The organism is Xanthomonas sp. LMG 12459 (assembly GCF_009192905.1).
GTDB lineage: Bacteria > Pseudomonadota > Gammaproteobacteria > Xanthomonadales > Xanthomonadaceae > Xanthomonas_A > Xanthomonas_A sontii.
The window spans coordinates 24,510-37,381 of record NZ_NSGT01000023.1; the positions used below are offsets into that span (position 1 = coordinate 24,510).

A 12,872-nucleotide genomic window follows, 5' to 3' on the forward strand; every position below is an offset into this window, starting at 1 on the left:
CATGCCGGTGGCAGTAGACAAGCGCCGCCTCGCGCCGATTCGCGCACGATCGCCGTGCTGCCGCGCTCTAGCATGACGCCACACCCAACCGAGACATCGCCATGAACCGATGGACACGCTGGAGCGGCACCGTGCTTTGCCTGGCCGCGAGCGCCACCGCCGCCGCGCAGACCTGCGCGCTGCAGATGCAGACCGTGAACCTGCCGCTGGTCTCCAAGGCCACGCCGAAATTCGCCTATCAGGTGCGCGTGCAGCTCGGCAGCGATGCCGATGGCCGCAGCAGCGGCAGTCAGGTGCTGGAGGTGGATACCGGCTCCACCGGCGTGGTGGTGCCGCTGAGCGACGCGCTGCGCAGCGCCTGGGACGCGTCCAACACGCCTGGACACATCTTCTACTCGAGCGACAGCAAGTACCATCCCGGCAAGTACGTGGACGTGCCGATGCGGCTCGGCGTTTCCGCCGACGGCAAGAGCGCTGCGGCGCGCGTGGATCGCATCACCGTGCTGGCCGCGCAGTGCACCTGCGATGTCGCCAGCGTGGCCCAGCCACCCAAGCCGCTGGCGCAGGTGCCCGCCACCTGCGCCGGCTACGATGGCAGCCCCGCGCTGAGCACCAGCACCCAGGTGCTGCGCAACTGCAGCACCATCTCGCCGACCTTCGGCATGATGGGCGTGGGCTATGACCGCGGCGTCGACGCCGCGCGCAATCCGTTCCTCAACCTGGCGCAGATGCGCGCGCAGCGCATGAGCCCCGGCTACATCGTCAGTGCCAAGGGCATCACCCTTGGCGTCAGCCAGGCGGCGCTGAAGGGATTCGCACTGGTGCCACTGCAGCGTGGCGCGGCCACGGCGGGCGCGCCCAGCGACTGGCAGGCGCCCACCGCTTGCGCCAGTTTCCCGGGCAGCGGCAGCGACTATCGCGTCTGCGGCAAGCTGCTGCCCGACACCGGCGTGTCCTACATGATGCTCAACCCGGTGGTCCCGCCCGCCACGCCAGAAAGTCTGCAACACACCACGGACCTCGTCGGCCATCCCACGCGCGTGGTGCCGGACGCGACCCAACTGCGGCTCGACGTCGTCGACGCGAAGGGCCAGCCGGTATTCGGCTATGCCTTCGCGGTCGGCGACGGCAAGGCGGCGACGCCGGACAGCGTGCAGTGGCGCGGGCCGCTGAAGACGCCACCGGCCCATCTCAACAGCGGTCGCCACCTGCTCGCCGCGGGCGACTACGCCTACGACGCCGCCTGCGGGCGCGCCGGCTTCAAGGCAACGAATGTGGGTGAGTGAGCCTCGCCACCGCATCGTGTCGAGAGGCAGCCTGCGCATCGCCTTGCCGAGGTTGCGGGCGCGATGGAGCACAGGCCGCCGTCGCGCCCGCGCCGCCTCACCAACGATACGTCGCCGTGGCCGTCACGCGACGCTGCTCGCCGTAGTAGCAGTTGCCGTAGGCGTCGCAGTTGCTGAGGTAGGTCCTGTCGGCGAGGTTGTGCACGTTCAAGGCCAGGCTCCAGCGGTCGCGGTCGTAGCCGAGCAGTGCGTCGAACAGGGTGAATGCCGGCACCTCGGCGCGCGCGGCGTCCAGGTCGCCGCGATTGGCGCCGGTGTAGCGCGCGCCCAGGCCGACGCGGATGCCGCTGTCGAAGCGGTAGTCGCCCCACAGCGCGGCGGCATGGCGCGAGACCGCCGACAGCGGCTTGCCCAGTTCACCTGGATTGCTGCTGGCGGTGACGTGCACCGTCAGCGTGTAGCTGTAGGAGCCGATCAGTTGCAAACGCGGCAGCGGGTGCAGCGTCGCCTCCAGTTCCAGGCCGCGGACCAGGGTCTCGCCGGTCTGGCGCGGGACGTAGTCCGGGTCGTAGGTCAGGTAGTTGCGCCGGCGCAGGTCGAACACGGCGGCGCTGTACGACTGGGCGCCGCCGTCGGGCTGGAAGCGCAGCCCGGCTTCGTACTGTCGCCCGCTTTCAGGGCGGAACGCGCGGCCGCTCAGCGGGTCGCGCGTGGCGGTCGGCACGAAGGATTCGCTGTAGCTCAGGTACGGCGCCCAGCCGTTCGCGGCCACGTAGGTGAGGCCGGCGCGCTTGCTGGCCTTGCGTTCGACGATGTCGCTGCGGCTGCCGTCCAGGCGGCTGTCGATCCGGCTGTCGGCGCGGTCGTAACGCGCGCCGACGGTCAGCAGCCAACGCTCGCGCCAGCGCACCTGGTCCTGCACGTACAGGCCGGTCTGGCTCACCGTGGCGATGCCGTCGTACCACGGCGCCGGCATCTGGACCGGATCGCCGTAGACCGGATGGCGGATGTCCAGCGGCGTGGTGGTGCCGCCGCTGTGGCTGACCTGGTCGATGCGCGTGCGTTGGTAGTCCAGGCCGAACAGCAGCGTGTGCTGCATGGCGCCGATGTGCAGGCGCAGCTCGAGCTGGTTGTCGAGGTTCAGCGCGTGCACCGATTCCTTGCTGTCCGAGGCGGTGCGGCGCAGTCGGGCGAAGTTGGCCGGGTCCAGTGGATCGGCGGGATCGTCGATGACGAAGCCGCGTCCCTGCACGCTGCGGTAGTCCACCTTCAGGCGGCCGTAGCGGGCGTTCTGGCGCAGGCGCAGCACCTCGTTGACGCGGTGTTCGAACAGCGCGGCGAGCATCGCCGTGTCCAGGTCGAAACGGTTGTAGACCGGGTCGCTTTCGAACAGGCGGCTGGGGAGATAGGTGCCGATCACGGTCGGTACCAGCGATCCCACCGCAGGTCGCATGCGCAGGTACACGCCGGCGCGGGTGCGGCCGAACTGCGAGAGCAGGGTGAGGCGGGTGGCGCCGCTGGGCGCCCAGGTCAGCGCCGGGGCCAGGAAACGGCGGTCGTCGCGCATGCCGCCGGCCGCCAGCTCGGCCTCGCGTGCCAGGGCGGTGAGGCGGTACAGGACGGTGCCGTCCTCGTTGAGCGGGCCGGACAGGTCGCCGGCGAGCTGGCGGCGCTGGTGATCGCCGAGCTGCACTTGCAGTTCGTGCAGTGGTTCGGCGCTCGGCCGCTTGCTGATCGCGTTGACCAGCCCGCCCGGGCCGCTCTGTCCGTACAGCACCGAGGCCGGGCCGCGCAGCACCTCGATGCGCTCGGCGCCATAGCGCTCGATCGGCCAGATGCCCCAGTTGCCGTTGTTGCGCAGTGGCATGCCATCCAGGTAGAAGCCTGGCGCATAGGCGTCGAAGCCGCGTAACGAGATCCAGTCGTAGCGCGAGTCGGTGCCGTAGCGCGTGGGGATCACCCCGGGGGTGTAGCTCAGCGCGTCCTTCAGCGTCTGCGCGCCCTGGGCCTGCATGCGCGCATCATCGATCACCGACAGCGACTGCGGCGTTTCCAGCAGCGTGGTGTCGGTTTTGGTGGCGGTACTGCTGCGCTTGCCGGGGTCGCTGCGCTCGCTGACGCGCACGGTGGGCAGGGTGGCGGCGTCTTGCGCATGCGCGGCGTGCGGGCTGGCCGTGGCGAGGACGGCGATGGCGGCGGCCAGCGGTGCGACGCGGCTGGTGCGGCGCGCGAACGCCGGGCGGAAGAACGTGGGCGACATCAGGCGGCTCCTTCGTTGCAGTGCCTGTGCGCGACGAACGAAGCGCACAGGCGGAGGGAAGGGCTGCCTGGGCGTGGGCCTGGGTGGCGAGGAAAGGGGATTGGTCCGCCGCCGCGGCGGCGGACCGATGCGCATGCAAGACGATGCGCGGGGATGGGTTACCAGCGGATGCCTTCGAACGGGTTCCAACTGGTGCTGCCCTTCACCTTGTCCAGATAGTAGGCGTAGTTGGCGGTCATGCCGACCAGGATCGAGTAGGCGATGCCGAAGGCCCGACTGGCCGCGTCCGGAAGGAAGGCCAGCGCAATCCCGCAGCACAGCGAGATGGCGAGCAGCATCAGCGCCTTGCGCCACAACCCGATCACGAACAGGTAGATGAAGCCGAAGAAGAAGGCGAACCAGTTCATGTTGAGACGCAGCTTCTCCTTGAACGGCAGCGCTTTCATCGCTTCCTTGAAGGTCGCGGACTTGGGTTCGCCGTGGGTGTCGTAGAAGTTGAAGCGGAACTGCCATTTCGGGCTGTACTGGCTGTAGTCGTGGGTCGTGCTTTGCATCGGTGTTCTCTTCTGCGGGTGGATGGGGCGGGGGAATGCAGGGAATGGCGCCAACGCGCGCGATGACGCCGGTTGCGCGTCGAGTCGTCGCGTTGACCTTTGGCGGTGTCGGAGGCACCGTATGCGCGGCCTGGCGATGTGGCCTGCAGCAGTGGTCGGCTGTGCCGCCGGGCGTGCGAGGCGAAGGCCGAGGTCTTTGCCGGTCTCGATCCTGCAGTCGACAGGGAGCGTGTGATGGTGTCGAAGGGAATGTCCGCCACGGCGCGCTGCGCGCTGCCGCTGCTCATCGCCGTGCTGTCCGCTGCGCCCGCCGCGGCCAGGGAGACGCTGCAGTGCCCCGGGCGCCTGCGCATCGCCGAGGCACAGTTGCAGAGCCCCGACGTGCCGGCCGGTGCTCGCGTCGATCTCGCCGCCGCGCCGTCGCTGCGGCTGTTCTCCAGTGGCGTCTATTCCGGGCCGCCGCGCGAAATGGCGGCGCTGGTGCCGAGCAACGAGGACACGCGCCGCCCGGGTGATGCGGGCGTGTCGATCTGGCGCTTCGATGCGCCCGACCCGCACGGTCTCTACCTGGTGTGCGGCTATGGGCCCGATGGCCTGGTGCAGGTGTCGCGGCACGTCGGCGACGTCGCGCGTTGCGAGGCGAGGCCGCTGCGTGCCAGCGGCACCGGGCCGGCCGCCGGCACCCTGTTCGTGTGCGAGTGAGGCCGCGCGATGGCAGGCGCGCGCAAGGCCGTGGCGATCGCCGCGCAGGTGCTGTCCTGGGGCGGCTACGCGTTGGGCATGCTGCTGTATGTCGTGTCCGGTAGCCCGTACGCATGGGTGGACGGTACCGATCCGCAGTTGTCCTCGGCCAACTTCCAGGACAGCGGCAACGGGCGGTTGGTCGGCCTGTGCGTCCTGGCCGCGCTGCTGCTGTTGCAGGGCGTGCACGCGCTGCTGAGCCGCAGCCGCAGCGTGCGCCTGTGCTGCCTGGCGGCGATGGTGATCGTCTGCCTGGCCTGGTATTGCTGGAACTGAGCGCAGGCTCCAGGCCGCGTGTATGCGGGACTGACGCAGGCACGCGAACGCCACGCGGCGCGTGCCGCGAGCGGTGACGTCCTTGTCGCGCGTGGTGCGGTGCTGCATCGGGAGAACGGTCGTCCAGGACGGCAGAGCGGCCGGCGCCGCGTGCATCGACGCGATTCCGGCTGTAAATAGGAAAGTCCTGTTGAAGAGACGAGCGGGGGCGGCGATCCCTACCTTCGGGATTGGGGAGTCGGGATTGGGAATTGGTCGGAGCGGCGCAGTGCAGGCCTGACCTGACGGTTTCGCCGGTGATGGCTAGCAGTGCGCTCGTGCGCGGATCGCGGCCGACCCGCGCCGCAGGCTCAGTCCTGCGGCGTTTGCGCTGCGACTGTCCGTGCCTTGCGCTGCATGCGCCGGCGCACCAGCCAGCCTGCCGCGGCCAGCAGCGCCAGGCCGGCCGCACCCAGGGCGAGCCGTTGCCTGTGCACGAACTGGCGTACGGCCTGGCCGCGCTCGATCCACAGGCGCCGCCGCGCGCCCTCGAAATCCGGCGTCTCGCAGGCGCCCACGCCGAACACATAGGCCTTGCCGGGCACTGGATTGAGCGCGCCGTGCGCGACATAGCGCTGGTAGGACCGACGCGCCTGCGCGGGGTCGAGGGTGATCAGCCAGTCGGTCGCCTGGCACAGCACGGCGGCGTAGGCCTGGCTGCGTGCGGGCAGGTCGTCGGCGGCGCGATCGGCCAGGGCGGCGGCGATCCAGCGGTAGTGGTAGCGGCGGTAAGGCTGCGCGGCGGTGGCGTTCCAGCGCTGCGCTTCGGCGGCGGCGATCAGGCCGCCGGGGCGCAGCTGCGCATGCGCCGTGGCTTCGGCATAGTTGCCTGCGTAGACCCGGTTGTCCGGCCCCAGTTCGTAGCCCAGCAGTTCCATGCCCTGGCGGCGCGCGATCAGGGCGGCCCGGTAATTGCCCTCGGCGCGGCCGATGCCGGTCCAGGCCGATGTGCCTTGCCGCCGCGCATCGCGATAGCGGCGCGCCGCCTCGCGCAATTCGGGCTGGGCGAAGTAGGGCAGCGCCGCGTCGTAACGGCCGTCGCGCATCAGCCGGCGCGCCAGCAGTTCGCGCAGTTTCAGGGCCGGCGTCCGTTCCCAATACTCCTGTGCCGCGTTCGCGGTGGACGGCGGCGTGGCGGGCACGTGGCGATCCACGTAGTCCTGCAGTTCCGGCACGGTGAGGACGCGCTCGGCGACCGCGGCGGCGTCTTCCCAGTAGAGGTCGCCGCTGCGGTACAACTGTGCGAACGCCTCCACGTAGCTGCCGCGTTGCAGCGCCAGGATCGCCGCTTCGCCCTCGATGCGGCACTGCGGTTTGAGCGTCTCGTTGCTCCAGTCGCCATTGCGGCGCGTGCCCCAGTCCTCGTTCGGCGGGAAGCGCCGGGATGCCTGCGCGTAGGCCTGTGCGGCACGCGCGGCGTCGCCGTCGCGCAGTGCCATCTTGGCGCGCAGCCACCAGGCCAGGCCGCTGTCGCCGGCATGCGCGAGCAGGCGCGCGGTGCCGGGGTAATCGCCCTGGCGATAGGCCAGCGCGGCCAGGCGGTCGGCGTCTTCCATCGGATCGCCCGCGGCGTCCTGCAGCAGGTTCAGGAAGCGCGTCGAGGTCAGCACGCTGCCGGAGTCGGCATCGAAGGCGTGGCTGTCGCTGAGCAGCCGGGCGATCAACAGCCGCCGCACCGCCTGCTGTCGCAGCAGCGGCGCCAGTTCGGCATCGCTGCGCCGGGCGAGATCGGCGGCCACCTGCTTGAGCGAACTCATGCCGGTGTCCGAGCCCTGTGCCGCCTGCACCGCGTACAGGCCGATCGCGCCGTTCCAGTCGCCGCTGGCGAGCAGCAGACGCGCCTCCTCGCCGAGGCTGGCGATGCCCAGCTCCAGCGGATCGTCGAATCCGGCCAGGCGCAACGTGCGGGTCTGCTGGAAGGCCTGCCGCGCCTGCTGCCGGTACGCCTGCCGCTGCGCCACGGCATCGCCGGCCAGCGCGCCGTCGGCGGCCAGCGTCAGGCTGCGTCCCAGCGAATAGGCGGCCCACGTGCTGCGCGCCCGGCGCTGTGCCTCGGGCAGGGCCAGCACCTGGCGAAAGTAGTCCGCGGCCGACGGATAGCGGCCCTGCGCGAACGCCACCGCGCCGGCGGTGTACAGGCGCAGTTCCGGTGGCAGGTCGGCGCCGTCGCGTTCGGCCTGCTGCGCGTCGTCCAGCGCGCGCAGTTGTTCGATCCGGGCGAACCGCGCGGTGCCCACTTGCCGGCGTTCGACGTCGTCGCGCTGCTGCGGGAACTGCGCGCTGGCGTCCCAGTAGCGCGGCAGGGTCGCCGTGCCGGCGCGGCCGAGGCCGTCGATCGGTGCGCCCAGGCGCTGCACTTCGTGAGCGAAGCTGCCTTCGGGTAATTGCGCCAGCGCGCCGGCACGGTCGTCGAGCAGGCGGTACGGGAACTCCGGGCCGCAGGCGCGGGCGCCGCCCAGCGGCAGCAGGAGCAGCATCAGCGCGGCGGCAAGCGTGGCCGCGGGTCGGGGATCACGGCAGGACATCGATGGCACCTGTGTGCAGGCGGCGGCAGCGGACCCAGCCGAGCGCACGGCGTTCTCCGGCGGCCAGGGGTTGGGATGCGCGAGTGCGTTCGAAGCGGGGCGACGGTGCCGGCCATTGCAGCCGGTAATCGCCGAGTGCGTCGCCGGCTTCGCAGGCGCTACCGCGCAGAACCACGCGCTGCGGCGGCGTGGCGGCGGTCGTGCCATCGTTCGCGAGCGTCAGGTCGTAGACCGGGCCGGTGCCGCTGGCCTGCACCTGCACGGCCGCCTGCAACGGACGTCCGTGCACCACCGCCTGCAGCGTCGCCAGCGGCCAGGCGCGGCGGTCGCCCGGCAGCGGCAGGCGGAACCAGACGATGCCGGCCAGGTGTGGCGGGCGGTGGGCGCGCAGCGCATCGACGAAGGCAGCGAGCTGCTGCGGCGACACCTGCAGTTCGCGGCGTGCGCCGCTCGCCGCCAGCGGTACCTCGCTTTCGATCAGCGGTGCGGCGTCGGCGTCGGTGCCGTCGATCAGGGCGACGCCGTAGGCGGGCAGGGCCAGCCAGAACGGCGTGGCGCTGCGCTGGGCGTAACGGTCGGCCCAGCGTCGCGCCTGCACCGGATCGAACAGGCCGGCCGTCGGTGCATTCACCGCATGCACCTGCAGCACCGAGCTGTCGACCGTGCGCAGCATTGCGGTCAGTGCCGGACTGTCCAGCCAGGCGGGCAGGGCGGTGATGCTCAGCGCCAGGTCGGCCGGCAGCGCGCCGCGCAGTTGCCGCAGCAGCGCCGCATAGGCGGGCAGCCGCGCGGTGGCGCAGTCGTGGTCGATCTCCACGCCGCGCAGTGCCACGCCGGCGGTGCGCCAAGTGCGCACCACGTGCAGCACCTCGGCGTCGATGCGGGTCGCGTCCAGTTGCGGCAATTGCCCGTCCAGCCGCACCACCGCGATCACCGGGCGGCCATCGGCGGCGAGCTGCCGCAGATCCACCGCGGCGGGGCCCCAGCCGGCGCGCGGATGCGCCTGCAGCGCGAGTACGCGCAACGTCGAGAAGTCCGCGCGGGTCTGTGCCAGCACTACCGCGTGCGCGCCACTCCATTGCCGCTGCCAGACGTAGACCTGGTGTTGCAGCGGCGTCGGGGCCGATGCCGCACAGCCACCAAGCAGCAGACTCAGCCCGAGCAGCGCGCAGCGCAGCGACACGACGGCCGGGTCAGGACACGCGCGGCCACACGCGGCCGCAGCGTTGCCACTGGATTTTCGCGCGAGCAGTGTGCGAAGCGTGGCTCATGCGCTGGCGATCACGAGAACAGCCCAAACAGCCGCTTCTTCGGCTTGGCGGCCAGTTGCCGGGCCAGCTCGTAGCTCTCGCGCACGTCCGCACGCTCGTGCAGCGCCAGCGAGCGCTCGAAGGCGGCGACCGACGCGGGATAGACACCGAGGTTCATATGGCAATTGGCTTCCATCATGTACAGCTGCGCCGCCGAGCCGGGATCCGCCTGCACCACGGCGTCGTCGAGCAGGGCGCGTGCCGCGTCGCAGGCCGGCAGTGCGCTGCGGTAGTCCTTGAGCACGTAATGGCAGTTGGCCTGGTAGTAGTGCGTGTAGAAGTCGTCCGTGCCGTCGCGCTGCACGGCGAGGAAGTCCTGCAGTGCGGCCTTGGCGTCGGGCAGATGGTACAGCAGCAGGTAGCCGCGTCCTTGCCGTGCGCGCTTGAGCGCCTGCAGGTCCTGCTGCTGCGTGGCCTCGGCGATCAGAGAGGCGTAGGCATCGAGCGCGGCCGGGTAGTCGCGCGCCTCGCCGAGTGCGCTGGCGTGCACGAACAGCGTGTCCAGGTCGTGCGGATTCGTCTCCGCTGCCGCCTGCGACAGGGCGGTATCCACATGCTCCGGCTGCAGCCGGCCCAGCGCCCGCGCCGCGGTGAGACGGTGGTGCGCCTGCACCAGCGCATACATCCGCAGCAGTTCCGAATCGGTCTGGGCGTCGTCGGGCAGCGCTTCGAACTCTTCCTGCGCCGCATCGGCGATCTCCAGCACGTCGGCATGGCGGCCGACACGGTTGAGATGGCTGCATGCCGCCTGCGCGCAATCCAGGAACAGCGGCGTGTCCAGTTCGTAGTCCATCATCAGGGTCAGCGCCAGATCCGCAGCCTCGGCGCGCATGCCTTGCTGGCGATAGGCCTCGCGCAGGTTCTGGTACAGGAACTGGAACTGGCTGTGGCGCAGCCCTTCTTCGAGGATGGCCTGCGCCTGCGCGTACAGGCCCCGGTCCAGGTACAGCAGGCCGAGGTTGTTGCAGCACATCGCGAAGGTATGGGTGTCGATATTGCAGGTGGCGGCCTCGCCCAGTTCCAGGGCTTGCCGGAACAGCGTGGTGCCGTGCTCGTAGAGGGCGAACTGCACCGCGTCGACGTAGCCGGCATCGGCCGGCTCCATCCCGGCGTGCTTCCATTTGCCGATGGAGACGCCGGCGCTGTAGTAGTGGCAGGCGTTGCCGTCGCGGAAGTCCAGCTGCAGCAGCTGCGGCGACTGCCCGGCAGGCAGCGATTCCATCTCGAACAGGCGGACCTGCAGGTCCACCTGCGGCTGCAGCGCGTGGGCGTTGCGGTAGGCGCTGATCGCCGATGCGGGTTCGTCCAGCCAGTAGTGCGCGCTGCCGAGCAGGCGGTGCGCCTCGGCGTCATGCGGGGCCAGGCCGATCGCGCGTCCGGCCCACTCGGCGACGGTGCGCAGTGCCTGCCGGCGGTCGCTGGTGAAGTGCACGCTGCGGTCGAGGTAGATCAGGCACTTCAGCCGCCATGGCGCCGGGTCGCCCGGCGCGGCCTGGATCCGGGCGTCGCAGCGCTGCATCAGCACATCGAGGTCGGCCTCCTGCAGATGGTTGAGCACGGTCGTGCCGGACCACAGTCTGTACAGGCCGTCGACGTCGTTCTGGCGAAGGGCGGCCATGCCGCGTTGGATCAGGGTCTGCATGCAGCGGATGCTCTGGAAAGACGGTGCGGGACCCGGCAGCAGCGCGCGGCAGCGTCTCCCGCAGGGCGACGTTGCGGTAGATAGACGAGCAAGCTGCGGTTTTCCCTACCGCGACCGCGGTGCGCACGGCGCCGGCGACGCTGCGTCGCCGCTACGGCGCTGCCGCCCAGAAGCGCTGCTTGTACTGCACGAACAGCTGGCGGCCGACGGTGTCGAACCAGGACAGGTCGTAGAACGGACACACGACGGCACTGCGATCGCGCGGCGGCATCGCATCGAACAGGAGAGGCGGCATCGGCGCTGCGCCTTGCCGCCTGCAGGGCCTCCCGGCAGCGCCGGCGGGCGCCGATTTGCGATGATGCCGGTCTCGTCCCTCGATCCTGATGTCATGAATCCATCGCGATCTGTTTTGCGTTTCGCCAGCGTGTTCGGTGCGGCCCTGGTTGCCATGACCGGCCTGTGCGCTGTCGCCGATGCCACGCCGCCTGCCGGTGCCGTCACGCGTTGCGGCTGGTTCGACAATCCCTCGCCAGGCAACGCCACGCTCGTGGACAAGGACGGCGAGTGGACGGTCGGCCAGCAGGGCGGGCACCAGGCCGAGGGCACATGGCCGACGTTCTCCCAGGCGCGCTGGGTGGCGACCGGGACGGGCAGCGCCGGCTACGGCTGCGCCTGCCTGAAGGTGCATATGCGTGACGACACCCGCGAGGTGACCGCGATCGAGTCGGCGACGGCCCAGCCCTTGAAGACCTGCCGGCAGGACAAGGCACTGCGGGGCAGGGAGCCGGAGAATCCGCTGAAGTGAGAGGTTCGCTGCGCGGCGGATTGGCGGATCGGCGCTGATTCGGGCAGCGTCGCTGTCGAGTCCGCAGACCGCGAAAACGAAAAAAGGAGCCTAGGCTCCTTTTTTCAGTGGTTCACTTGCATCATAGAAAGCAAGTGACGCTATTTGGAGCGGGAAACGAGACTCGAACTCGCGACCTCAACCTTGGCAAGGTTGCGCTCTACCAACTGAGCTATTCCCGCTTGGGAGCCGCGCATTCTACACGCCTGCCAGCAGGCGCGCTAGCCCTTCGTTGCAAAAAAATGTCCGTCGCTGCCCCAGGGGGCGGCAGCGGTTCCGCCGCGCCCAATGAGTCGCCACGGTCGACTCGGCCCGGCTCACGCCGCCAGCCGCCACCACGCCAGCAACGCCGCCAGCAGCGTGGCGGCGCCGCCCAGCAGCCGCGGCCGGCGCCACCAGTGCCGCGGCTGGCGATCGATGGCATTGGCACCGGCCAGGCGCAACAGGCCGTGGGCGAAACCGTGGCGATCCATGCTGCGGTCGCAGGCCTCGACGCACGCGCCGCAGGCGGTGCAGGCGTAATGCGCACCATTGCGCGGATCGATGCCGGCGGGGCACGCCTGCACGCAGGCGTCGCAGGCCACGCAGTCGCCGAGTTGTTCGACGCTGAACTTGGGCAGGGTGCCGGCATACGCGGCCAGGGCCTCGCCGCGGCTGCCGCCCTGGCCGGCGAGCTGGGCGATGCTGGCGCGCACGGCGTAGTCGCTGGCGGTGACGGGGTCGAGCAGGCGCCGCCCGCGCTGGGCGATGCTGCCAGTGCCGCAGGCGCGGGCGCCGCGCGGTTCGCCGCGCATCGCGTCGTAGCCGACCAGCGGCGTGTCGCGGTCGCACAGCAGCGGCTGCAGGCGCGCGTAGGGGCACAGGTAGCGGCAGACCTGGCTGCGCAGGAAGCCGGCGTTGCCCCAGGTGGCCAGTGCATAGAACAGCACCCAGAACGTCTCCCCGCCGCTCCAGGCGAACGGATGCAGGCGCGCGACCAGGTCGGCGATCGGCACGAAATAGCCGACGAAGCTGACCCCGGTCCACAGCGCCACGGTCGCCCACAGCAGGTGCCGTGCCGCGGCCGGCCAGTCGGCGAAGCGCCGTTCGATCCAGGCGAAGGCATGGCTCCACACCGTCTGCGGACAGGCGAAGCCGCACCACAGGCGCCCGGCCAGGGTGGTGAGCACCGCCAGCGAGGCCGCGGCGGCGCCCAGCGCCAGCAGCAGCCAGCCGACGTCGTGCGGCCACAGGGTCCAGCCGAACACGTCGAAGCGCCGCGCCGGCAGGTCCAGCAGCAGCGCCTGCCGGCCCTGCCAGCGCAGCCACGGCAGCAGGTAGAAGGCGGCGAACAGCAGCCACAGCACCACGCGTCGGAACTGCGTGTACCGATGTGGCGGCGCCGGTCCTGCCGTG

Annotated in this window: 11 protein-coding genes and 1 tRNA gene; 4 read left to right on the plus strand and 8 right to left on the minus strand. The window is 70.7% G+C overall.

All coding sequences use genetic code 11. The features are described from left to right. Positions 1 to 101: 101 nt before the first annotated feature. A complete protein-coding gene (locus CEK65_RS05960; protein ID WP_152181085.1) occupies positions 102 to 1,286 on the plus strand; it encodes a hypothetical protein in 1,185 nt (394 codons plus the stop codon). 97 nt (positions 1,287 to 1,383) lie between these two features. Here the strand turns inward: CEK65_RS05960 and CEK65_RS05965 are convergent, their stop codons facing one another. After that, positions 1,384 to 3,546, minus strand: a complete 2,163-nt coding sequence (locus tag CEK65_RS05965) for a TonB-dependent siderophore receptor (protein WP_152181086.1) — start codon at positions 3,544 to 3,546, stop codon at positions 1,384 to 1,386. A 158-nt stretch (positions 3,547 to 3,704) separates the two neighbouring features. Next, on the minus strand, positions 3,705 to 4,100 hold the full coding sequence (locus tag CEK65_RS05970) for a DUF2628 domain-containing protein (protein WP_152181087.1): 396 nt from the start codon (positions 4,098 to 4,100) through the stop codon (positions 3,705 to 3,707). Positions 4,101 to 4,349: 249 nt separating this feature from the next. Between CEK65_RS05970 and CEK65_RS05975 the strand changes: the two genes are divergently transcribed. Together CEK65_RS05975 and CEK65_RS05980 are read left to right on the plus strand one after the other, a co-directional pair. Then, positions 4,350 to 4,802, plus strand: a complete 453-nt coding sequence (locus tag CEK65_RS05975; protein WP_226980482.1) for an STY0301 family protein — start codon at positions 4,350 to 4,352, stop codon at positions 4,800 to 4,802. 9 nt (positions 4,803 to 4,811) lie between these two features. After that, positions 4,812 to 5,117, plus strand: coding sequence for a hypothetical protein (locus CEK65_RS05980; RefSeq protein WP_152181089.1), 306 nt, complete (start codon positions 4,812 to 4,814; stop codon positions 5,115 to 5,117). 350 nt (positions 5,118 to 5,467) lie between these two features. Here the strand turns inward: CEK65_RS05980 and CEK65_RS05985 are convergent, their stop codons facing one another. The 4 genes from CEK65_RS05985 to CEK65_RS20930 form a co-directional block, all read right to left on the minus strand. Then, positions 5,468 to 7,681, minus strand: a complete 2,214-nt coding sequence (locus tag CEK65_RS05985; RefSeq protein WP_226980483.1) for a hypothetical protein — start codon at positions 7,679 to 7,681, stop codon at positions 5,468 to 5,470. After that, positions 7,668 to 8,864: a DUF3142 domain-containing protein gene (locus tag CEK65_RS05990; RefSeq protein WP_152181090.1), complete on the minus strand. Its 1,197-nt coding sequence runs from the start codon at positions 8,862 to 8,864 to the stop codon at positions 7,668 to 7,670. The genes CEK65_RS05985 and CEK65_RS05990 overlap by 14 nt, the downstream gene beginning before the upstream one ends. 98 nt (positions 8,865 to 8,962) lie before the next feature. Further along, entirely contained in the window at positions 8,963 to 10,633 is a 1,671-nt protein-coding gene (locus CEK65_RS05995; RefSeq protein ID WP_152181091.1) for a hypothetical protein, read from the minus strand. Positions 10,634 to 10,784: 151 nt separating this feature from the next. Next, positions 10,785 to 10,928, minus strand: coding sequence for a hypothetical protein (locus tag CEK65_RS20930; protein ID WP_193314705.1), 144 nt, complete (start codon positions 10,926 to 10,928; stop codon positions 10,785 to 10,787). Positions 10,929 to 10,991: 63 nt separating this feature from the next. Here CEK65_RS20930 and CEK65_RS06000 point away from each other — a divergent pair, with 63 nt between their 5' ends. Beyond that, positions 10,992 to 11,438: a DUF4087 domain-containing protein gene (locus CEK65_RS06000; RefSeq protein WP_226980484.1), complete on the plus strand. Its 447-nt coding sequence runs from the start codon at positions 10,992 to 10,994 to the stop codon at positions 11,436 to 11,438. 145 nt (positions 11,439 to 11,583) lie between these two features. Here the strand turns inward: CEK65_RS06000 and CEK65_RS06005 are convergent. Continuing rightward, a tRNA-Gly gene (locus CEK65_RS06005) sits at positions 11,584 to 11,659 on the minus strand. A gap of 135 nt (positions 11,660 to 11,794) precedes the next feature. Further along, entirely contained in the window at positions 11,795 to 12,826 is a 1,032-nt protein-coding gene (locus CEK65_RS06010) for a 4Fe-4S dicluster domain-containing protein (RefSeq protein ID WP_152181092.1), read from the minus strand. Between the last annotated feature and the right edge of the window lie 46 nt (positions 12,827 to 12,872).

What these genes read in the sequence shown, in the direction of transcription:
- CEK65_RS06000 (WP_226980484.1), top strand. Translation starts at nt 10,992, where the DNA reads ATGCCGGTCTCGTCCCTCGATCCTGATGTCATGAATCCATCGCGATCT.
- CEK65_RS20930 (WP_193314705.1), bottom strand. Translation starts at nt 10,928, where the DNA reads ATGCCGCCTCTCCTGTTCGATGCGATGCCGCCGCGCGATCGCAGTGCC.
- CEK65_RS05970 (WP_152181087.1), bottom strand. Translation starts at nt 4,100, where the DNA reads ATGCAAAGCACGACCCACGACTACAGCCAGTACAGCCCGAAATGGCAG.
- CEK65_RS05985 (WP_226980483.1), bottom strand. Translation starts at nt 7,681, where the DNA reads ATGTCCTGCCGTGATCCCCGACCCGCGGCCACGCTTGCCGCCGCGCTG.
- CEK65_RS05965 (WP_152181086.1), bottom strand. Translation starts at nt 3,546, where the DNA reads ATGTCGCCCACGTTCTTCCGCCCGGCGTTCGCGCGCCGCACCAGCCGC.
- CEK65_RS05975 (WP_226980482.1), top strand. Translation starts at nt 4,350, where the DNA reads ATGTCCGCCACGGCGCGCTGCGCGCTGCCGCTGCTCATCGCCGTGCTG.
- CEK65_RS05995 (WP_152181091.1), bottom strand. Translation starts at nt 10,633, where the DNA reads ATGCAGACCCTGATCCAACGCGGCATGGCCGCCCTTCGCCAGAACGAC.
- CEK65_RS05960 (WP_152181085.1), top strand. Translation starts at nt 102, where the DNA reads ATGAACCGATGGACACGCTGGAGCGGCACCGTGCTTTGCCTGGCCGCG.
- CEK65_RS05980 (WP_152181089.1), top strand. Translation starts at nt 4,812, where the DNA reads ATGGCAGGCGCGCGCAAGGCCGTGGCGATCGCCGCGCAGGTGCTGTCC.